Genomic DNA, 21,460 nt, shown 5'->3' with positions numbered 1-21,460 from the left:
GATATGGACGCCATGGGCGCGGTTCGCCTGAAAGATGTCGATGAAGCCCAGGCGGTCGTTGTGCAAAGCGCGAAAGCCCTGGCTGACGCTGGTGAAATCGTCATCTCCAGCGGTTCCGAAGAAGACGAGTTGGTGTATTAAGAGTTCTTTTCCGCGTAGTGACCCTGCAGAAATTCCGTCAGGTTTTCGGAAGCTTGCGGCTTACAGAAGTAATAACCTTGAATTTCGTCACACTGATATTGTTTGAGCATGGACAACTGTCTGGATGTCTCGACCCCTTCGGCCACGACCTTTCGGTTTAACGTTCGTCCCATACTGATGATTGTTTTGATGATTTCGGCATCATCTTCGTTGGTCGCAATATCGGCCACGAAGGAGCGATCAATCTTGATGGTATCGATGGGGAACTTCTTCAAGTAACTAAGCGAAGAATAACCGGTTCCGAAATCATCCATCGCCAGATGCAAGCCCATTTCGTGCAACTCGCCCAGGGAAACAATGGCCTTGGCTGAGTCTGACATCAACATGCTTTCGGTAATTTCTATTTCCAGGCCTTCGGGTTTGACACCGCTTTCCTTTAGCACCCGTTCCATCATGGGCACGAAGGAGACCTCGCGCAGTTGCCTTGCCGACAAATTAACGGCGATTCGAATGGGTGGCATTCCTGCGGCCAACCATGCCTTGTGTTGTTCACATGCAGTCCATAAAGCCCATTCACCAACTTCAACAACCATCCCGGTTTCTTCCAGGACGGGTATAAATTTAACCGGCGAAATAAGCCCCAGTTCCTCGTTCTGCCAACGCATCAGAGCCTCGACACCGGTAATGGTATTCGTTTGGATATCCAGTTTTGGCTGGTAGTGAAGCTCAAATTCACCGTTTTCAAGCGCCTTTGACAGACCGTTCTTGAGGATCAGGCGTTCTTTCACATCTGCATTCATATCGGGGGTAAAGAACTGATAATTGGCCTTTCCCTGTTCCTTTGCCCGGTACATGGCTGAATCCGCATTCTTGATTAGTTCGCTGGCTTCATCGGAATCATCGGGGAAGATGGTGACGCCGATAGAACCTGAGATAAAGGACTCGTGTCCTTTAAGAATATAGGGTTTGGCAAGGGTATCGAGAATACGCTGGGCCAATAATGGTGCGTGTTTGGGATCGAGCAAACTGGGCATAATAACCGTAAACTCATCCCCGCCCAGTCTGGCCACAGTGTCGCCTGAACGGATACAGTCGTTTAAGCGCAAAGCTGTTTCCTGCAACAGCAAATCACCAATGTCATGTCCCAGCGTATCATTGACAAGCTTGAACCCGTCCAGATCAATAAACATAAGCCCCAGCTTACGTTCAAGGCGAGACATCGTCGCCAGCCCCTGATTAAGGCGGTCATGGAACAGGGCCCGGTTGGGAAGATCGGTCAAGGCGTCATAGTTGGCCTGGTAATAGATACGTTCTTCATCCTGTTTTCGCTTGGTAATATCTGTCAGCACGGCGGCAAATTGTAATTCATTGCCATCATCATCTGTGATCACCGAAACCGACAGTCTGACGGCTATTTCCGTACCGTTTTTCTTCTTGTGCCAATACTCCCCTTCCCAGCGGCCATGGGAATTGATTTCTTTCCACATGCGCTCGAAAAGATCCTTGTCCTTCTTCAGGGATTTATAGAAAGGCGGCATCTTTCCCAGAACGTCGGCTTTGCGATAACCGGTAATGCTGGAAAAAGCAGGGTTGATGGCCGTGGTGCGAAAACGCTTGTCAACAATGACAACGGCTTCGGTCAGGTTGGCAATAACCTCGGCGGCGAGGCGCAATTTTTCTTCTGTCTCGCGGCGGATAATAATCTCTTCGGTTAATTCACTGGTCCGTTCTTCAACCCTGATTTCCAATTGATCATGGGCCTGAAGTAATTGTTCTTCGGCGTTTTTACGAACGGTAATGTCTTTTACGATGCCGGTATAAATGCGCAGATGACCAAGCCGCAATTCAGTAACTGACAGCTCCATGGGAAAAAAGGAACCATCTTTTCGCTGCCCCATTTCTTCACGATTGGTCTCGCCGATAATCTTCCCCTTACCGGTTTTTTTGTAATTGCTAAGGTAGGTATCGTGTTTGGAACGATGGGGTTCGGGAACCAGTATCTTGACATTTTCACCAATAACTTCCCGGGCCTTATAACCGAAGATATTTTCCGCCGAAGGGTTGAAGGACTGGATGATGCCCTTTTCATCAATGGTAATGATGGCATCGGCAACCGTATTGAGGATGCCATTGAGGCGACTTTCACGTTCACGCAGGGATTCAGTGGAACGTAACCGCTGGGTTATGTCGCGGGCCTCGATCATAAAGGCGTCTTCGCCCGGCGCGCCGAAAGGCATCACCGCGACTTCTACATCGATGATGTTCCCGTCAACCCGAACGAATTTCAAAGGCATTGAAGAACCGGTCCCCGACAGGCTCTCCAGTTCTTCGACAAAACCCTGCAAACCCTCGTCCAGGATCGGGTGGTAATCGGGATGCAAAAGAGATTTTAACTTGCGACCAATTAGTTTTTCCGGCTCTTTTTCGTGTAAAATTTCTGCACCGGCAGCATTGATGAAGGTGATTTCCCCATCTTCACAGACACAAATTAGGTCGAGGGCGCTTTCAACCAGTGAGCGGTAGCGGTTTTCACTTCTAAGAACGGTTTCGGCAATCCGTAGTTTGTCGGTGATATCCCGGGCCTGCACAGATACCAGCCCTGATTCCGGTTTTCCAACCTGTGAAAAGGTGATTTCCACATCAACAATTGATTCCCTGCCGCGTTGCAATTTAAGTGGCAAGGACTCATTTTCAAAAATGCTGTTTTCAAGCATTTCTGCGACTATTTCGCGATATTCCGGATGCAGGAATTCAGCAAACGGGCGACCAGCCGCTCGCTTCGCAGATTTAAGATGGAGCATTTGCAAACCGGCGGCATTGATGTAGGCGATCCGCCCGTGGCGACACAGGCAAATCATGTCGTTAGCGCCGTCAACAAGGTCTATCAGCCAGCCCCCACCGTCTGAAACCGAGGTGTCGTCAGTTTCATTGGCAAAATCGACGGATTTCGCCGATTTCGTCACATTGCCATCTTTACCTGATTGGCCGGATGTCTTTTTTGCACGCCCCGCCATTAGTCGACCTTCATATCCCCATCCACGCATTTATTCTATGGATTCAGTAGCATGGAACCCTGTGGTCTGTATAGAAAACTGTCTTCGTGGACAGTAGTAAGCGATGGATGAGCAAATCCTGGTTAGAAGTTGAGGATGTCGCTGCTTGCTTCAAGTCCGGCGCGCGCACAGGCATCATCGGCTTTCGGATCGGGGGCACCCGAAACCCCCACCGAACCGACAATGCTACCCGCCGCTTCCACACGGACACCACCGGCAACCATCAAGGCACCGGGCACCTGTCTGACGCCAGAGCCTTCTTCGCCACTTTCAGTCGGCTCGCGAAGATTGAGTGTGTCTGTATGAAAGTTCAAGGCCGTGCGAGCCTTGCGAACCGCTATGTCAGGGCTGAATATTCCCGCTAACTGATCACGCAGAAGAACCTGGAGAACCCCGGAACGGTCAACAACGGCGACGCTAATCTGATATCCATCATTTTGGCAGGCTTGCATGGTATCCTGAGCAATTTTCAGGGCCAGATCCATGTTCATTGCCTGATAGGTAAGCAGTTTTTCCTCCGCCACGGCGGGGGAGATTACCCGGAAAACCGTCAAAAAAGTTAAAACAACCCCTGTGAGCCCAGATTTACGCATGGTTTTACCTCATTTCCTGGCTAAATTTTCTCGATAATTTCATTTAGTAGCTGCCAGAAAAAATCCTCGCCTGGATAGCCAATGATACGACCAACTTCAAGCCCGTCCTTCATGACAACGAACGTCGGTGTGTACATCAACCCCTCAAGATGAGACAAGTCGGCAGGCCTGTCATCATCAAGATCGACCCGGCGCAGAGGAACGATTTTTGCCTCGCTGGTTTTATCATAGGCAACACCGATATCCTCATCCCAGGCTTCACACCAATCACAGCCTTCGCTTTCAAACATCACCAGTTCAGCCGCTTTCGCAGCACTAACTGACAACAGGCAAAAGGACAAAATTACGGCGGCGAAAACCTGCCTCTGGAGTCGAAAATAAGCATTAGAAATCATCTGGTTGACTGTCCCGCAATATCGCCATATATGGTCACTTTAACGATTTTGGGCCAGCCTTCACACGCGGAAAACTGGCCCATAAAAAAGATAACTTATCTTTTAGAAGCAGGCAGTTATGCGCCTTTTTTAATCATATAAGTGAATACGCCGTCAGCCTCGCTGCTTTCCAGCAGATTGTTTCCGGTTGAGCGGCAAAAGGCTTCAAAATCCTTGACCGAGCCAGGGTCCGTTGAAAGCACCTGAAGGGTCTCGCCATCAGCGAGGCCTTTGATTGCTTTCTTTGCTTTGAGGATCGGCAATGGGCAGTTCATGCCTTTGGTGTCGAGTGTCGTCGTCATGCGAATTCTCCTGTTTAACTCGGATAGATACTTACCCGTATATTAGTTTTTCATCAAGAACAGATATTTATATACTTCAAACAAACCACCCGCAGACAAGAGGCGAGGTTCTTGTCATTGGCGATCTGACAGTGATCGTGGATGCGGGTCACCAAGGCGGCAACGGTGATGTCTTCCTCTGCTGCGAGGATTCCCAACACAGTCCAATAAGCCCTTTCGAGGCGAATTGTTGTCGAATGACCATGAAGGCGCATGGAACGGCGCTCGGACTCAAATTCCTGATGCTGTTCAACGTTGCACAGGCTGAACAGTCGATCTAACGGCTTTTGAGCAGCCTCATCACCTGACTCGTCGGAAGATCTTGCACTCATCTTTGATAGCAACCCTTTCCCTGAGCCCTGCTTGAAGGCCCGGAAGCTAACGTTGATCAGATATAGAGATTAATATCGGACTTGAGGGCATTTTCCATATAGGTTGCCGCACCACCGAGAACGATGTTTTCAATCAAATCCTTGGATTCCATCTCAAACAAGTCCAACGTCATCTGACAACCGATCATCTCGACATCAGAATCAATGGCAGCTTCGCGGAGTTCCGGAATAGAAGCGACGCCCTTCTTCTTGATCAGATTTTTCATCATCGTCGAGCACATGGCGTCAACGCCGGGAATAGCCGACATAATGTTCGGCATGGTCATGTGCATACCCATCATCGGCATTTCCATAGCCGGATTGCCAAGAGTTGAAATTTGTAGATGATCAAGGTTCTTTTTCAGCAATTGCAAGCCGTAAAAAGTAAAGAACATGGATACCTTAACATCCATAGCCGCCGCCGTGGTTGCCAGAATAAAAGGCGGATAAGCCCAATCAAGCGTCCCCTTAGTGACGATGATCGTCATTGTTTTTGCGTTGTCACCCTCAGCACTCATTTGAATAATCTCCCGAAGAAAAAGAAAAACTGCGAAACCCCGTATGCCTTCAACAAAAGCTTGGTTTTGGAGTCTTTTTAAGCAATTAGAATAAACTAATATACCCCGGTCACCTTCCAAAAGGTAGTATATATTGAATACAAATCTTTGTTCCCTGATCACTTCCTTGTGAAAAGCCTATAAATCATAAGGTTTTCCGGCATTTAAAAGCTTGCCAAGGCTTTCCGCGCCGCAAGTTTAGAAAAAACGAATATACGAAACGTCAAATTTATATTATATACGATGCATATTCAGTTACCCATCATCAAAAACTGTTGCCCGGGAAGCTGAGCAGGGCAACAGCAGATGGCTTAAAGAGTACGTGTTGCATGGGGGAAATCATGGAAGAAATGCCGGTCACGACAGTTGTTGCTCTTGCCGGGTTTATTGCCGGTATTGTTTTTGGCGCGACGGCCAATAAGAGCAATTTTTGCACCATGGGTGCCTTGTCCGACATCGTCTTCATGGAGGACTACTCCCGTTTCCGGGCCTGGTTGCTGGCCATGGCCGTCGCCATTATCGGCTCGCAAGCCCTGCACATTATGGGTGTTGTTGATTTATACGAAAGCATCTACCAGACCACCAATTTGGGTTGGCTTGGCGCAATTATTGGCGGTCTGATGTTCGGATTCGGCATGACAATGGCTGGCGGGTGCGCCAACAAGAATCTGGTGCGAATCGGTGGCGGCAACCTGAAATCCATCATCGTTGTCGTTGTCATGGGCATATTCGGTTATATGACTCTGCGCGGACTTGTCGGCTTGGCGCGTATCGAACTTGAGGATTTCAGCAACGTGGACCTGTCCGAAATGGGCCTGGCTTCGCAAGGTATGATCGACATTGCCGCCATGGCCGTAGGCAGCGAAGCCGAAAGTTTGCGGCTTGGCTTTACCGCACTTTTTGCCGGCGCCCTGCTGTTTTATTGCTTTAAGGATAACGATTTTCGCAGCCAGCCCCTGAATATCCTTGGCGGTCTGATCGTCGGCGCCATGATCCCTGTGGGTTGGTGGATCACAGGTGTTTTGGGTGCTGATGACTTTGATCCCCTGCCCCTGTTCTCGTTTACCTTTGTCTCACCGGCTGGGGAAAGCATTCAGTATCTGATGACTTTTACCGGGGCGACCATCAATTTCGGCATCGCCACAGTCGGCGGCATTATTACAGGATCGTTCCTGATGGCAATGATGAGCAATTCATTTCACATCGAGGCTTTTACCGACACAGATGACATGAAACGCCATTTGTTCGGTGCAGCGATTATGGGTATCGGCGGCATTCTTGCCCTGGGTTGCACCGTTGGTCAGGGCATTACCGGCATGTCTACGCTGGCCCTGGGATCACTTATCGCCTTGATATCAATCATCATCGGCGGCCTGGTCGGATTGAAGTATATGGAAGAAGGCAGCCTGGGTGGGGCCCTGAAAGCCTTGGCAGGGAACCAATAGGCAAAGCATTAGGGTTTTCCTTGTCAAACCTAGGAGAATCCCTGTTTTCCGGGACAATTTTTGCACATTTTTGTAATAAATATGTATTTTCTTGGCTTGCGTCACACCATCATAGTCGTTTAGATTATGAAAACATCATATAAGAAACCCGACAACAAGTCGGGTCAAAAATGACCCATCCGGTCCTAAAAAAATGCAATGGCTGAGGAATCGGATGACTTTGGATCACGTTCAAGGTTTCCATTGGAACCATACGTGTTACCGCTTAGGGAGGGACAATGACTTATCGCACAATTCTAAGCACGCTTGTCGGCCTTGCGCTTTTTGGCACATTAGCTGCCAGTGCCAATGCCGCTGAATACATGATCGTCGATGGCACCATTCCGGAATCGTTGACCGGCAAAGCCGGTGACATCGCCAATGGTAAAAAACTGTCTGTCAATCGCAAGAAAGGCAACTGCCTGGCTTGTCATGTGATGCCGATCCCCGAGGAGCAATTCCACGGTGAAGTCGGTCCGGACATTTCCGATGTCGGTTCTCATTTTACTGAAGCCGAACTCAGATTGCGCCTTGTCGATGCCAAAGCACTCAACCCGGATACCATCATGCCGGCGTTCCTTAAGGCAGGAACCCATGACGTGCTGAAAAAATTTGATGGCAAGACAATTTTGGGGGCACAGGACATCGAAGATATCATCGCTTACCTGATGACTCTTAAAGGTCAGTATTCCCAGTAATTACCGTTTTTTTTTAAAAGGATTAGAAATGTCTAAGGATACTTTTAATACCGTCGCAATTGGGCGCAGAGAAGTGCTTAAAAGCGTCGGACTTGGTGCACTGGCTCTGGCCGGTACCAGTCTAGGCTCAAGTAATGCTCAGGCGACACCAGAAGAAGCCGCTAAATATTTATCTGATATGACCGGTGGCGCAGCAGCCAAAGAAGGCAAGATAACCGTTAAGTTGCCGGAAATTGCCGAAAATGGCAGCACCGTTCCGATCACCATCGCCGTTGACAGCCCGATGACCGACAACGACTACGTCAAATCGGTTCACATCGTTGCTGAAGGCAACCCAAGCCCGGAGGTTGTTTCATTCAACCTGTCCCCGGCCATGGGTAAAGCCGAGGTATCGACTCGTATGCGTTTGGGCAAAACCCAGAACGTACGCGCCGTTGCCATCATGAGCGACGGTTCCGTTTACAGCGGCCTCAAGCAGGTCAAAGTAACCATTGGCGGCTGCGGCGGCTGATCGAAAGATTTCAGGAGAATAGAGAAAATGGCTAAAAAACCACGCGTCAAAGTCCCGAAGAAAGCCAAAAGTGGTGACATCATTCAGATTAAAACCCTGATGTCCCACAAAATGGAAACTGGCAATCGCAAGGACAAGAAAACCGGCAAACTGATCCCGCGCAAGATCATCAACAAGTTTGTTTGTTCTTTCAAAGGCAAAGAAGTGATGAGCGCTATTCTGCATCCCGCAGTTGCCGCAAATCCCTATTTGGCCTTCTACGCCAAAGCAACCGAAAGCGGCACGTTCGATTTTGAATGGACCGAAGACGGCGGCAAATCAATTAAAGCATCAGGTGATATCACCGTCTCCTAATGGGGATCAGACAGGAAAGGTATAACTATGAAGTATACGAAATACATCACGAGCGCCGCCGGTCTGTTAGGGTTGGGAGCCATCTTGGTGGCTTGCGCCCCTGCCCCGACGATGAAAACCGGTTACGACTTTGCAATACCTGAAACCCAGGCAATGCAGGATGACGACTTCTCGAACCCGGCTTTCGTATGGGTCGATATTGGTGAAGAACAGTGGTCAACCGTTGACGGTGAAGCAGGCAAGTCCTGTGAATCCTGCCACGGCGATGCTTCTTCCATGAAGGGCATTTCGACCTCTTACCCGAAGTACAATGCTGAAGATGGCAAATTACGCACGCTGCAGCATCAGATCAACTTCGAGAGAACCGAACGGATGAAGGCAAAAGCCTGGAAATGGGAAGGCGATGAAATGCTTGGCATGGCCTCGTTCGTCAAAAACCAGTCCAAGGGAATGCCTCTGAACGTTTCCATCGAAGGCGAAGCAGCACCTTTCTACGAAGCTGGCAAAGCGTTCTATTTGCAGCGTCGTGGAGGTCTGGACATGTCGTGCAAAAATTGCCACATGGACTATCCGGGTGTAAAAATCAGGGCCAACGTGCTGACCAATGGTCTGCCAAACGGCTTCCCGACCTATCGCCTGAAATGGCAGAAAGTCGGCTCGTTGCACCGCCGTTTCCGGGGCTGCAACAAGAACGTTCGTGCGACTCCTTATAAACAGGGTTCTGACGAATACTCCAACCTGGAGCTTTACCTCACCCACCGTGCCAACGGTGTGGCTGTCGAAACGCCCGCAGTGAGGAACTAGAACCCTTACTTGTGAGACGATCCAAGTGGGCGGCAATCGGGCTTTTATCAGCCTAGTGCCGCCCATTTTTTCTTGTAATTGTTAATTTCATTTTAGACGGAATCGTACACCAATGCTGACACGCAGAGATTTTCTTCAGGTTACCGCCGCAACCGCCGCCATGTTTGGCCCCGCCGGAGGCATCGCCGCAGCAGCGGCAGCCCAGAAGATCAGCCAGGAAGAATTACTCAAATTCGATAGTGTCGGGCAAGTGACGCTGCTTAATTTCACCGATATTCACGCCCAGCTGGTACCGCTTTATTTCCGCGAGCCATCGGTCAACCTAGGGGTTGGCGCGGTCAATGGACTGCCGCCGCACCTGACCGGAAAAGATTTCCTGAAACGTTTCGATATCGCCGCAGGAACCCGTGATGCCTACGCCTTTTCCAGCCAGGACTTCTCTGCCTTGGCCCAGCAATACGGGCGCATTGGCGGCCTCGCACAGATGGCGACATTGATCAAGGCGATCCGGGCCGAACGCCCGGGGAACACCCTTCTGGTTGATACCGGTGACACCTGGCAGGGCTCCTATACCTCCCTTGAGACCAAGGGCGAAGATATGGTCGACGCCATGAATGCGCTGGGTGTCGATCTTATGACGGCCCACTGGGAATTCACATACGGGGCCGAGCGGGTTCAGGAACTGATCGAAAAGCTGAATTTCCCGTTCTTGGCTGGTAACGTCCGCGATACGGAATTTGATGAGCCGGTTTTCGAGAGCACAAAATTCTTCGAACGCGGTGGCGTCAATATCGCCATGATTGGCCAGGCATTCCCCTATACCCCCATCGCCAACCCCCGTTACATGATCCCCGAATGGTCCTTTGGCATTCAGGAAGACATCGTGCGGGGCCACGTCGAGGCGGCACGAGCCGCCGGCGCCGATCTGGTCGTCCTGGCCAGCCATAACGGTTTTGATGTGGACCGCAAGCTGGCGTCCCGCGTTGATGGCATCGATGTGATCCTGACCGGCCATACCCATGACGCCATTCCCGGTGTCATTAAAGTGGGTGACACCCTGCTGATTGCAACAGGTTCACACGGAAAATTTCTTGGCCGTCTTGACCTGGATGTCCAGAACAGGAAAATCAAGAACTACAGCTACAAGCTGATACCGATCTTTTCAGACGCCATCACCCCGGATCCGGAAATCGACGCCGTCGTCAAGTCAATCCGCGCCCCCCATGCCAAGGTTCTCGATGAGGTTCTCGCCAAGACCGAAAGCACACTGTACCGGCGAGGAAATTTCAACGGCACTTTCGATGATTTGATCTGTCAGGCCATTATCCAGGAGCGTGACACCGAAATCGCCTTGTCACCGGGCTTCCGTTGGGGCCGTTCACTGCCGCCGGGTGCCGACATCACCGGTGACGACCTGTTCAGCCAAACAGCTATTACCTACCCTGCCTGTTACCGCAACGAGATGAATGGTGAACTTTTAAAAACCATCCTTGAAGATGTTGCCGACAACCTGTTCAATCCCGACCCCTACTATCAGCAAGGTGGCGATATGGTTCGTGTCGGTGGCATGGGATATTCAATCGATGTGAGCAAGCCGATCGGTTCGCGCATTTCCAATATGACTTTGCTTAAAACCGGCGAACCCATTGACGCTGCGCGCAACTACGTGGTCGGCGGTTGGGCATCGGTAAACCCGGAAACCAAGGGTCCGGCAATTTACGATCTTGTGTCGGATTATTTAAGAAAAAGCAAAACCGTCAACGTGCCTGAAAACAACACTATTAAAATCAGCGGCATTTAAATTGCCATCACACGATTTTGTTATTTGATCAGCGAAATTTCTAAAGGCACATTACCGTCATGGATCCTTTTCAGATATCTTACCTGGGCGCTTTAAGTGCCGGTCTTCTCAGTTTCTTCTCGCCCTGTGTGCTGCCTCTTATCCCGGCCTACTTGTGCTTCCTGGGCGGCGCGTCACTTGATGAACTGACAGCCGAGGGCGGTGTCGATAAAGAAGTGTCCAAAAGGGTTTTTGTATCGGCCTTCTTTTTCGTGCTTGGCTTCGCCACTGTCTTTATCCTGATGGGGGCATCGGCGACGGCTTTGAGCCGGGTGATCTTCCAGTATATCGACACCCTGAGCTACATCGCCGGTGTGGTCATCGTGCTGTTCGGCTTGCATTATATGGGGCTTTTCCGGATCGGCTTTCTCAACTTCGAGAAACGCTTCCATCTTGAAAACAAGCCATCGGGAGCCGCCGGTTCTTATCTGTTAGGGTTGGCCTTCGCTTTCGGCTGGACACCCTGTGTCGGACCTATTCTGGCCACCATTTTGATGGTCGCCGCTGGCAATGATTCAATCCTCTACGGAACCTCGTTACTGGCAGTCTACGCCGCAGGTATCGGCATTCCATTCTTGATCGCCGCCTTCGCCGTCAAACCCTTCATGGGTTTCATGGCGCGTTTCCGCAAGCACATGCACAAGGTCGAAATAACCATCGGCATCCTGCTTGTCCTCACCGGTGTCGCCATCTTTACAGGCTCGCTTGCCGATGCTTCCCAGTGGTTGCTTGAAACCTTCCCGGCATTTTCCAACGTCGGTTAAAGATACTTTTCGGGCAAGTCCTTCGGCAACTCGTCGCCCCATAAGTCGTATTTGATGCCCTTTTCATCAAGGTCGTTGCCTATAGCGCTAAGCCAGCGCTGGAAGTTGGGTTCTTTCTCATAACCATTTTCAAAAGCGTAGTGGAACAGGAAGAAAAAATGGAACGGCTTGAAATAGCCCGGAATGCGTACGACCTCGGCCTCGCCGCCGGGGCGACCGCCTACCTTTTCAAGATTTTCCGGGAAGAACTGCAGGGTCGGTGTGAACAGGACGGCATATTTGTTGGCCAGGTTCTTCTCCGTCAGGACTTCACCATCAAAATCCGTGACCTCGCGATCACCCCACAAATTCAATTGCAGAACGACAAAGTTCCTCTTGATGTAGTCGACCACCGCAGGGATTCGTAAATTAACCTCGTGGGTGCGTTTGCAATAAGGGCAGCCGCGCTGCTCCCAGATAATTGCCAGGCGTTTTCCCTGCGCCTGGGCATCGGCAAGGTCTTCGCCCAAATCAAGAAAGCTTTCGTGGAACCACGATTGGACATGCACCCCGTTTTCACCGGTTTGGGGCATCGGCAACAACGCTTGTTCGGCACTTTCGGATTGGGCCACTGGCAATGACGCAAGAATGAGAGCAAAAAAACCAGCGATAAAGGCGCGCATCATATTGGCAGACTCCTTGTCAGACATTTCTAGCCTCCATTGTACACATTAGTTATGCTTCATGTAAGTTTTGCGACCTTTCAATCAGCCACATCACGAACATTTGAAACGCCCGTCACTTTAGGAAATTCATGGCCCGGCAAATAGCTTATGGCATCGCCCTTTTTATCTCTTCGGCCTGCGGCCTGATTATAGAAATCGTCGCCGGACGCCTGATCGCCCCGTATGTCGGCATGTCGCTGTATACGTGGACTGCGATCATTGCCGTTGTTCTGGCAGGTTTATCGGCCGGGCACTGGATTGGCGGCCTGCTGGCAGCGCCACACGTCGACACAGTCAAAGGTGGCCGCCGGGTTGCCATCGCGCTCGGCCTCGCCGCCGTTTCATCGCTGGCTTCGCTGATCCTGTTACGGATTGTCTCCAGCCATTTGCTGACAAGCGGTTTGAGTCCGATCCCCTCTATTGTTCTGCTCAGCACCGCCCTGTTCCTGTTGCCTAGCCTTTTCGTTGGCATCGTCTCGCCGATCCTGACCAAACTCGCGGTGGACGCCGACCCGGACCGGCACGGCCCTGTCATCGGTCGCATGTACGCGCTGGGAACACTGGGTTCTATCGCCGGCACCCTGTCAGCGGGATACCTGTTTATTTCCTGGATCGGCTCGACCGGCACAATCATCGCCGTGGCCGCCATGTATGCCATACTGGGGCTGGCCTTTGCCATTTCTGACAGCCTGCGCGCCCTGTTTCTGGTTCTGCTGATAGCCTGTGGGGCGGGCCTTGGCTGGTGGGGCCAGAAGGTTGAGGCTTTTACAACGCCCTGTAATATTGAAAGCGATTACTTTTGTATACGCGTGGCTGATTACAGTGATCAAACCGGACGCCCCAGCGCCCTGATGGCGCTTGATCATCTGGTTCATTCCATCAATGACCGCGATGATCCTGGCCTTCTGTATAGCCCGTATATTCATGCTGTTGATGAACTGGCAAAGTTCCGTTTCAAGGATAGACCGACAGCCTTTTCGCCGCGCGCCTTTTTTATCGGTGGCGGAGGCTATTCCCTGCCTCGCGCCTGGGCTCATGATTACCAAAACCCAGACCTGATCGTCGCTGAAATCGACCCGCAGGTAACCCGGGCTGCGGAACAAAACCTGTGGCTCGACACGCAGGCGCCGGGGCTTACCATTCATCATCGCGACGCCCGTGCCCTGCTGCAATCATTACCCGAAGATCAATCCTTCGATCTGATTTTCGGCGATGCTTTCCACGATATTTCGATCCCCCCGCATCTTGTCACCCGCGAGTTTCATCAACAAATTGCCAGGCGATTAGGAAAAGGCGGCATCTACGCGGTTAATGTCGTCGATTCCGGTGCTCAACCCCGGTTCCTGTTTGCCCTGATCAAGACCTTGAAACTGGACTTTTCCGCCGTCGAAGCATGGATCGAACGCGAAGAGGCGGGAAACCCCGGTCGCGTCACCTTCATGGTCGTGGCCTCTGACACGCCGACAGCCCGCAATGCCTTGACATCAACCCGGGGGCCCGGGCGCAACTGGCAACGCTGGCTGGCCAGTAATCTTGAGAAACGTCTCGCCAGGGCTTCCGTTCCCGTCCTGACAGACGATTACGCCCCGGTCGACCGATTAATGTCGCGTTTGTTATTGCAGCCCGATTAATTGCGCCACTTAATCCGTTTGTCGACCACATTCTATTGACATGGACAGCGTATTAGATTTATCTAATGTTTATGAACAGACTCGCCACTGAAGAAACTGCCAGTATGGAAATGGCTGGTCATATTGAAGCCAGCGCCTTGATGAAGGCGATGAGCAACGAAGCGCGGCTGATGATCCTGTGTCGCCTGTTTGATGATGAAAAATCTGTCACCGAGCTCGAACAGATGATCGGACTTAGCCAATCGGCCATATCCCAGCATCTGGCCATCCTGCGTGAAAACCAACTGGTCAACACGAAAAGAGATGGCCAGTCGATTAAATATTCCCTCGCCGGGGCCAAGCCGCGCGCCATCATTGAAGTCCTGCACCGGCTCTACGCCAAATGTCCCTAATTAAAACCCGACATTCTATTGACAACGGCCTTGCTGTTAATTAGAAGCATCTAATCTTTGCCGCTAAAGCAAAGAAACTCCTCGACAAGGATCGTTTTCAGCTTGCCAAACCGTATGGACAAGATCGATACCCCCTCTTTCAACGCCTCACAAGTTGAAGCTGTTTGCTGCTGCCGGTGCGCTTGCGCAAACGGGTTTTGGGACTGATCCTGAACAATGCAAATTTACCTCCCCATTGCTGAAATTTCGGTCAACATATTCTTGATCCTGGGCATGGGGGGAGCCGTTGGTTTCCTGTCCGGCGTTTTCGGTGTTGGTGGCGGATTCCTGATGACGCCGCTTTTGATCTTTATCGGCATTCCGCCCGCCGTCGCCGTCGCCACCGAAGCCAACCAGATTGTCGCCTCGTCAGTTTCGGGCGTGCTTGCTCACTGGAAACGCGGCAATGTTGATTTCAAGATGGGTTTCGCCTTGCTTTTCGGCGGGGTTATTGGCTCATCCCTTGGTGTCCTGTTATTTACATTCCTGCGCGGACTGGGCCAACTTGACCTGGTCATCAAGCTTTCCTACGTGGTCTTCCTGGGTATTATTGGTAGCCTGATGCTTGTTGAAAGCATCAACTCCATTCGCCGCTCACGATCCCAAATTGCGCCGAAGAAGAAATCCCACAACTGGATGCATGGCCTGCCTTTTAAAATGCGCTTTCGCCGGTCACGCCTGTACATCAGCGTCCTGTTGCCGATTTCCATTGGTGTTCTGGTCGGTTTGCTGGCGGCGATCATGGGTGTCGGTGGCGGCTTTGTCATGGTGCCGGCGATGATTTACCTTCTGGGTATGCCAACGGCAGTGGTTGTCGGCACGTCCCTGTTCCAGATTATTTTTGTTACCGCCAACGTCACGGTTCTTCAGGCCGTCAACACCCAAACCGTTGATGTGGTGCTGGCTTTGCTGCTGCTCACGGGTGGCGTTCTTGGCGCACAGGTTGGCGCCAGGGTTGGGGTCCATCTAAAGGGCGAACAACTACGTGGCCTGTTGGCGCTGATGGTGCTGATGGTCTGTGTCAAGATCGGTTACGACCTGATGATCACACCAACCGAGCTGTTCGCACTTGGCGTGGCGGGTCATTGATCATGAATAAAATTTATAAATTGATCATCGCTCTTACAATCCTGACAAGCGCCCTGCCCGCCGCTGCGCGGGAACTGGCCGTCGACCTGTCTGAAACAGTTCTGCCAATCACTGCCAGCTTTGACGGCTCGGACCTGCTGTTGTTCGGAATTGCCGATCCAAAGGCCGATATTGTCGTTATTGTTCGTGGGCCCATGCATGATCAACTTGTCAGGCGAAAACAAAGAACCTTTGGCGTCTGGGCCAACGGCCCCGAAATGACCTTCGAGAACGTACCCTCCTATTACTTTATGGCGTCAAACCGGCCGATCAGTGAATTTGTCCCCCATGAAATTGCCCGTGAACGCCAGATCGGCTACGAGGATATGATCCTGACACCGAAGAAGGGCGTAACCCCGACGGGAATAAATGAAAGCGCCTTCGACGATTACCGCGCCGCCTTGATCCGTATCAAGCAGGATGAAGGCTTGTACGAAAAGAAAACCGGCAACGTCCATTTTATCGGCAACAAATTATTCCGTACGAAATTGACGTTTCCCAATAATATTCCCGTTGGCAGTTACGGGGTCGATGTGTTCGTCTTCCGTGATGGCCGAATTGCCGATGAAAAGACAACCATTCTTGGGGTGCAAAAAATTGGCGTCGAGGCGGAAGTCTATGATTTTGCCCATCGCCATGCCCTTCCTTACGGTGTCCTTGCAATCCTTCTGGCAGCAATGGCAGGATGGTTGGCTAACGTCCTGTTCCGCAAAGGTTAAACATGAGCGAAGAAAAAGAATTTACCTTCCTGTGCGTTGTCGATGAGAGCGAAGAGCTTTCACAGGCACTGCGTTTCTCGTGCGCACGTGCCAAGCGCGTCGGTGGACGGGTGTCGCTGCTGTACGTTATTGAGCCTGCCGAATTCCAGCATTGGGCGACGGTTGGCGATCTGATGCGCGAAGAAAGACGTCAGGAGGCAGAAGAACTGCTGAGCGTCATTTCCGCCATTGTCCAGAAACGCACCGGGAAAATGCCGCTGGTTTATATCCGCGAAGGCATCATGTACGAACAGCTGATGGAATTAATCGAAGAAGAACTGGATATTTCACTACTGGTTCTGGGTGCAGCCACCGGATCGGAAGGCCCGGGCCCACTTGTTTCTTACCTTGTGCAGAAGATGGCCGGTCGTTTGAGAATTCCCGTCACCGTTGTTCCCGGTAGCCTCAGCGACGAAGAAATCGAAGCGATTACATAGATCAAACTGCATTAAGTGAACGCAGGTTGCGCTATCTTACCACCATCACCGAGGTAAAGGCTTCCTGCAGAACCTTGAACGCTACGCTTCCCATGAAAAAGCGCTTCAGCCCTTTCTTTGAACTGTCCGATACAACGATCACCGAATAATCAGGACCGGCCTCGACGATTTCATCGACCGGATTGCCGACACAGGTGAGCGTGTTCTCGACATCAATCTCCATCTTTTCCAGTTCCTTGCGGGCCGCCTCGACATGGGTTTTCGCCTCGCCTTCACTTTCCACGTCCAGGGCCACCGATATCAATGAAACCGGACATTCACAACGGCTTGCCAGATAGGCATCCTTGCGTACGGTATCCATGGCTTTTTCAGAGCCGTCGGTGCAAATCAGGTGACCATGACCGACATCGATCCCACGCGCCACCAGCACGGAACACGGGGCGTGAACGGCGACTTTTTCAGCAACCGCCGGATCCCACATGCTTTTGACCATTCCACGCCAGCGCCCGGACGCGCCCAAAATGATGATGTCATAGGGTCCCAGTTCCCATTGCTCCAATATACCGGTGGCAATGTCGGTTGCGACTTTAAGTTTGAGGACAATCACTTTGCCGGCATCGTTGATGTATTCGATCTTATTATCGCCCAGGGGATCACCCTCAACACCCGAATGGTATGAATGCTCGTGCCAGTTTTCATCAGCGACACCCATCTCTTTAAGGATATCAAAGCCCTTTTTAAGATATTTGATGCCCGGGAGTTCTAATCCCCAGTCGAGCATGTTTTCGCGTGCTACCCGCACCTGCAGGCCGCCCGAACGCAACCCCTGATCGATGGGGCGCACATACAGCAAGACGATATCCGCATCGACACCGCTGCCCAGTTTTGCTGCGTAACGCATGGTTTGATAGGATTCATCGGAACCGTCAATACAGACAAGAATCCTGAAACGGTCTTGCCGCGATTGCTGTTCGGTCATCGGCTCGGTAATATCGGTCATGACCTAAACTCCCAACAGGGGCCAATACACTGAGGCCGCTACAAGCATGATGATGGTCGAGATCACAACCATTTTCCAGCCCACAATTAGAAAATCTGTGGTTTTTAAATAACCCGAGGCATAAACAATCGTACAGGCTGGCGTACCAACCACCGTCAAATAGGCAAAGGCAGAGGAAATAGCGGTAATAAAACCGATAACAATAGGACTTTCCTGCGCCGCGACCGCCATCTTCAGCACGATAGGCCCCAGAACCGCCACGGCTGCTCCATTTGACATGGTGTTGGTAACCAGCGTCGTCAATGCAGAAACCGCCGCCCACAAGCCAAACCCTTCGTCGGCACCCAACGGCGCCAGAAGATCAAGAAAATGCTCGGCAACCCAAAGGGCGGCACCCGAATGTTTCATTTCAACGCCAAGCGAGATCGCCGCTGCGTAAAGCAGGACAACACCCCAGTTAACACCGGAATTGATGTCATCCCAGCGCACCAAACCGGCAATCAAAAAGGCAGCAGCGCCAAGAATGGCGACTGTGCCCATGCCGATATCGCTTGAAATGGTGACCCAGCCGATCAGGACCAGGCAGAACAGAAAGATCGACATCCAGTCACCGCGCTTCATGGCCCCTTCGGCTTCCACCTGGGCCCGCAGTTTGACAACGGCGCGGGATAAATCTTTGTATTCGGGCTTGAAGGTCATAAACAGGACCAATGTCACGAACGGCAACTGCAGCAGGAATATCGGATAGGCGAACATCATCCACTTCATGTAGTCGATGATGAAATGGTAGCTTTCCGGGTTTGTCGGATCGAAGAAGAATTCTTTCCAGTAACCAATCATAATGGCATTCCGGGCACCGCCGGAAGGCGTTCCAATACCGGCGATTGACGCACCGTAGGCAATAGAAAACAACAACACCGCAGCAAGGTTTCTAACTTTCCTGGGATCGTCGGATGTCAGGGTGATCAGGGTAATGCCAACCGGCAACATCATCGCCGCAACCGTATGTTCACCAATAAACGACGCCAGCAAGCCAGAGGTCATTGAAATGCCAAAACAGATGTTTGATGTTCTGGTACCCGTGATGCGAACAAGCCACCAGGCGATGCGTTTATCGAGCTTTTGTTTGACCACGGCCACAGCCAGCATCAGCGAGCCCATGATGAACAAGACGGAATCCGTCATCAGGCTTTTGGCGACTTCCGTCGAATCCATTCTCAACAACAACACCTGGGCACAGATGATCAGCAGCGCCACCGTCGGCAGCGGTACCGGTTCAGTGACGAACAGGATTGTCGCCACCACCGACATTGTCAGCACCACCAATCCTTCATGGCTCAAACCTTCAGGAAGCGGCATGTGCAGCATCAAGGTGCCAACGATCATGGCGATGAAAAACCACTTTTTATCCCAAAAGTAGACAAGATTTAATTGGGTACCAACAACCTCCGCTCCATGGCGAATTTGAGCGGAGGAAAATCCCGCCGAAACTCTCAGTTGGCGGAGCTTTATAAGCTTACGTGCAGAATCCCTGCTGAAATGCGGGCGTAACAAAATAATTTCCCAAAATTCGTGGAATGAGCAATTATCGAATATAAGTTATATTAGATATAACCTTTAATTTCAATACTATGCGCCAGAAAGTGCCTCAAGGAAAAGATCGCCATACTTTTCCAGCTTGCTCGGGCCGACACCGCTGACGCCCAGCATCTCCTCACGGGTTGCCGGGCGTTTGGCAACCATGTCGATCAAGGTGGCATCGGAAAAAACGACATAGGCGGGAACGTTATTCTGTTTGGCAAGTTTAAGACGCAACGCCTTGACGTCCGAAAACACCCCGGCATCCTGATCCGAAAGCGCCTGTACGGCCTTGCTTCGTGATGGCTTCGAGCTTTTCAAGGGAGCCTCGCTAATTTCCTTAAACAGAAAAGCTTCGTTGTCCTCTATCACGGCCTGTCCCCGCGCTGTGATTTCCAGACGGCCATATTTTTCGACATTGATCGAAAGATAACCACCGGCAACGGCCTGACGCATAAAGCCTTGCCAGTACTTTTTGGAATAATCCTTACCGGTACCGTAGGTGGTCAACCGGTTGTGGCCTTTGTCGCGAATTTTCTGATTGTCGGCGCCGCGCAGTACATCATTGATATGGCCAGCGCCAAAATACTGCCCGGTCTGAATGATCGCCGCCATCATCAGGCGGGCCTGTGTCGTGCCGTCAATAACCGTTGGTGGATTGAGGCAGTTATCACAATTGCCACACGGTTCAATCATTTCATCAAAGTAGGCAAGCAAGGCTCTACGACGGCAAGCTGTGGCTTCTGCGTAAGCCATCAGGGCATCAAGCCTTTTGTGCTCACGCAATTTGTGACCATCGTCCTCGCCATCCTCGGTTATGAAAAGGCGGCGCATCCGAATATCATCGAGACCGAACAACATCAGTGTTTCGGCGAGTTCCCCATCGCGACCAGCCCGACCGATTTCCTGATAATAGGCCTCAAGGCTGCCCGGCAGGTTCAGGTGGCAAACATAGCGGATGTCGGGCTTGTCGATGCCCATACCGAAGGCGATGGTCGCGACCATCACGGTCCCCTCCTCGCTCATAAAACGATCCTGATTGACTTTGCGCAGTTGCGCATCCAACCCGGCGTGATAGGGAAGCGCACTAATTCCCTTGTCGTTCAGGTAAGTCGCCACTTCTTCGGTATATTTCCGCGACAGGCAATAAACAATGCCCGACTGACCCGTCTTATCCTCAAGAAACGCCGACAATTGTGCTTTCCAATTGCTCTTTTCGGCGACGCCAAGGCGCAAATTGGGTCGATCAAAGCCATGGACAATGATACGGCCGTTGTTGCGAAACAGCTTGGCCGCAATGTCTTCGCGCGTCGCCCTGTCGGCTGTCGCGGTAAAGGCGGCGAAGGTGGTCCCCGGAAATAAACCGCCCAGCCTTGTAAGCTGGTCGTATTCCGGCCTGAAACTGACCCCCCATTTGGAAATGCAGTGGGCCTCGTCGATAACGAACATAAAAATCGTCAACTTCGCCAGCGCCGCCAGCATACGTTCGGTCATAAGGCGCTCCGGCGACAGATAAAGCAGCCGACAATCGCCGCTTTTTACACGTAACCAGGCCGCCACCTGATCTTCACGGGAAAGCCCTGAATGAATACAGGCTGCCGGGACCCCATTATCCCTAAGACCGGCAACCTGATCATCCATTAGCGCCACTAACGGCGAGACAATGATCGTCAGATGTTCAGACAACAGCGCCGGAACCTGAAAGCACATGGATTTGCCAGCCCCGGTAGGCATGACGGCGAGTGTGCTCTGCCCGGCCATCAGGTGATCGATGATTTCCTTCTGACCGGGGCGGAAATCATCGAACCCGAAAATGCCTTGCAGAACGTCTTCGGGTGAATTCATGTT

The 21,460-nt window shown here is 51.5% G+C and carries 23 protein-coding genes; 13 read left to right on the top strand and 10 right to left on the bottom strand.

Features of this window, described 5'->3' with window-relative positions; all coding sequences use genetic code 11:
• The coding region (locus HOL66_04315; protein MBT5243448.1) for a flagellar motor switch protein FliG at positions 1–141 on the top strand (141 nt) is incomplete at its 5' end.
• Here the strand turns inward: HOL66_04315 and HOL66_04310 are convergent.
• The 6 genes from HOL66_04310 to HOL66_04285 all read right to left on the bottom strand — a co-directional run bounded on the left by HOL66_04310 (position 138) and on the right by HOL66_04285 (position 5,451).
• The gene (locus HOL66_04310; GenBank protein ID MBT5243447.1) at positions 138–3,155 is read right to left on the bottom strand and encodes a PAS domain S-box protein; all 3,018 of its coding nucleotides are present in this window, start codon (positions 3,153–3,155) and stop codon (positions 138–140) included. The genes HOL66_04315 and HOL66_04310 overlap by 4 nt on opposite strands.
• Before the next feature lie 122 nt (positions 3,156–3,277).
• The gene (locus tag HOL66_04305) at positions 3,278–3,787 is read right to left on the bottom strand and encodes a heme-binding protein (GenBank protein MBT5243446.1); all 510 of its coding nucleotides are present in this window, start codon (positions 3,785–3,787) and stop codon (positions 3,278–3,280) included.
• 20 nt (positions 3,788–3,807) lie between these two features.
• Complete coding sequence (locus HOL66_04300; GenBank protein MBT5243445.1) at positions 3,808–4,182, bottom strand: hypothetical protein; 375 nt, start codon at positions 4,180–4,182, stop codon at positions 3,808–3,810.
• Positions 4,183–4,298: 116 nt separating this feature from the next.
• Entirely contained in the window at positions 4,299–4,523 is a 225-nt protein-coding gene (locus HOL66_04295; GenBank protein MBT5243444.1) for a sulfurtransferase TusA family protein, read from the bottom strand.
• Between the two features lie 53 nt (positions 4,524–4,576).
• Complete coding sequence (locus tag HOL66_04290; GenBank protein ID MBT5243443.1) at positions 4,577–4,894, bottom strand: ribbon-helix-helix domain-containing protein; 318 nt, start codon at positions 4,892–4,894, stop codon at positions 4,577–4,579.
• Between the two features lie 56 nt (positions 4,895–4,950).
• Positions 4,951–5,451: a peroxiredoxin family protein gene (locus HOL66_04285; GenBank protein ID MBT5243442.1), complete on the bottom strand. Its 501-nt coding sequence runs from the start codon at positions 5,449–5,451 to the stop codon at positions 4,951–4,953.
• 380 nt (positions 5,452–5,831) lie between these two features.
• Between HOL66_04285 and HOL66_04280 the strand changes: the two genes are divergently transcribed.
• The 7 genes from HOL66_04280 to HOL66_04250 all read left to right on the top strand — a co-directional run bounded on the left by HOL66_04280 (position 5,832) and on the right by HOL66_04250 (position 11,945).
• Positions 5,832–6,935 carry a YeeE/YedE family protein gene (locus HOL66_04280; GenBank protein ID MBT5243441.1) on the top strand — a complete coding sequence of 368 codons (1,104 nt, stop codon included), beginning with the start codon at positions 5,832–5,834 and terminating at the stop codon, positions 6,933–6,935.
• Positions 6,936–7,213: 278 nt separating this feature from the next.
• The gene (soxX, locus tag HOL66_04275; GenBank protein MBT5243440.1) at positions 7,214–7,672 is read left to right on the top strand and encodes a sulfur oxidation c-type cytochrome SoxX; all 459 of its coding nucleotides are present in this window, start codon (positions 7,214–7,216) and stop codon (positions 7,670–7,672) included.
• Positions 7,673–7,700: 28 nt separating this feature from the next.
• Complete coding sequence (soxY, locus tag HOL66_04270) at positions 7,701–8,183, top strand: thiosulfate oxidation carrier protein SoxY (protein MBT5243439.1); 483 nt, start codon at positions 7,701–7,703, stop codon at positions 8,181–8,183.
• Between the two features lie 27 nt (positions 8,184–8,210).
• On the top strand, positions 8,211–8,537 hold the full coding sequence (soxZ, locus tag HOL66_04265) for a thiosulfate oxidation carrier complex protein SoxZ (protein ID MBT5243438.1): 327 nt from the start codon (positions 8,211–8,213) through the stop codon (positions 8,535–8,537).
• Positions 8,538–8,564: 27 nt separating this feature from the next.
• The gene (soxA, locus tag HOL66_04260) at positions 8,565–9,341 is read left to right on the top strand and encodes a sulfur oxidation c-type cytochrome SoxA (GenBank protein MBT5243437.1); all 777 of its coding nucleotides are present in this window, start codon (positions 8,565–8,567) and stop codon (positions 9,339–9,341) included.
• A 112-nt stretch (positions 9,342–9,453) separates the two neighbouring features.
• A complete protein-coding gene (gene soxB, locus HOL66_04255; GenBank protein ID MBT5243436.1) occupies positions 9,454–11,142 on the top strand; it encodes a thiosulfohydrolase SoxB in 1,689 nt (562 codons plus the stop codon).
• A 59-nt stretch (positions 11,143–11,201) separates the two neighbouring features.
• Positions 11,202–11,945 (top strand): cytochrome c biogenesis protein CcdA, encoded by a 744-nt coding sequence (locus tag HOL66_04250; GenBank protein MBT5243435.1) that lies wholly within the window; start codon positions 11,202–11,204, stop codon positions 11,943–11,945.
• Here the strand turns inward: HOL66_04250 and HOL66_04245 are convergent.
• On the bottom strand, positions 11,942–12,610 hold the full coding sequence (locus HOL66_04245) for a thioredoxin fold domain-containing protein (protein MBT5243434.1): 669 nt from the start codon (positions 12,608–12,610) through the stop codon (positions 11,942–11,944). The genes HOL66_04250 and HOL66_04245 overlap by 4 nt on opposite strands.
• A 128-nt stretch (positions 12,611–12,738) precedes the next feature.
• On the opposite strand from HOL66_04245, the gene HOL66_04240 reads away from it, so the two are divergent.
• The 5 genes from HOL66_04240 (at position 12,739) to HOL66_04220 (ending at position 17,034) form a co-directional block, all read left to right on the top strand.
• Positions 12,739–14,280: a fused MFS/spermidine synthase gene (locus HOL66_04240; protein MBT5243433.1), complete on the top strand. Its 1,542-nt coding sequence runs from the start codon at positions 12,739–12,741 to the stop codon at positions 14,278–14,280.
• 65 nt (positions 14,281–14,345) lie between these two features.
• On the top strand, positions 14,346–14,672 hold the full coding sequence (locus HOL66_04235) for a helix-turn-helix transcriptional regulator (GenBank protein ID MBT5243432.1): 327 nt from the start codon (positions 14,346–14,348) through the stop codon (positions 14,670–14,672).
• Between the two features lie 216 nt (positions 14,673–14,888).
• Positions 14,889–15,800 (top strand): sulfite exporter TauE/SafE family protein, encoded by a 912-nt coding sequence (locus HOL66_04230; GenBank protein ID MBT5243431.1) that lies wholly within the window; start codon positions 14,889–14,891, stop codon positions 15,798–15,800.
• 2 nt (positions 15,801–15,802) lie between these two features.
• Positions 15,803–16,558 carry a TIGR02186 family protein gene (locus HOL66_04225; protein MBT5243430.1) on the top strand — a complete coding sequence of 252 codons (756 nt, stop codon included), beginning with the start codon at positions 15,803–15,805 and terminating at the stop codon, positions 16,556–16,558.
• Positions 16,559–16,560: 2 nt separating this feature from the next.
• Entirely contained in the window at positions 16,561–17,034 is a 474-nt protein-coding gene (locus HOL66_04220) for a universal stress protein (protein ID MBT5243429.1), read from the top strand.
• 31 nt (positions 17,035–17,065) lie between these two features.
• On the opposite strand, the gene HOL66_04215 is transcribed toward HOL66_04220, so the two are convergent.
• The 3 genes from HOL66_04215 to recQ form a co-directional block, all read right to left on the bottom strand.
• Positions 17,066–18,034: a universal stress protein gene (locus HOL66_04215; protein MBT5243428.1), complete on the bottom strand. Its 969-nt coding sequence runs from the start codon at positions 18,032–18,034 to the stop codon at positions 17,066–17,068.
• A gap of 3 nt (positions 18,035–18,037) precedes the next feature.
• Positions 18,038–19,420, bottom strand: a complete 1,383-nt coding sequence (locus HOL66_04210) for a DASS family sodium-coupled anion symporter (GenBank protein MBT5243427.1) — start codon at positions 19,418–19,420, stop codon at positions 18,038–18,040.
• A gap of 243 nt (positions 19,421–19,663) precedes the next feature.
• Positions 19,664–21,457: a DNA helicase RecQ gene (gene recQ / locus HOL66_04205; GenBank protein MBT5243426.1), complete on the bottom strand. Its 1,794-nt coding sequence runs from the start codon at positions 21,455–21,457 to the stop codon at positions 19,664–19,666.
• Positions 21,458–21,460 lie beyond the last annotated feature (3 nt).

This window comes from Rhodospirillaceae bacterium, assembly GCA_018662005.1.
In the GTDB taxonomy this organism is placed as follows: Bacteria; Pseudomonadota; Alphaproteobacteria; order Rhodospirillales; family JABHCV01; genus JACNJU01.
Note: the sequence above shows the minus strand (reverse complement) of the source record. Positions and strands in the feature narration are given on the sequence as shown.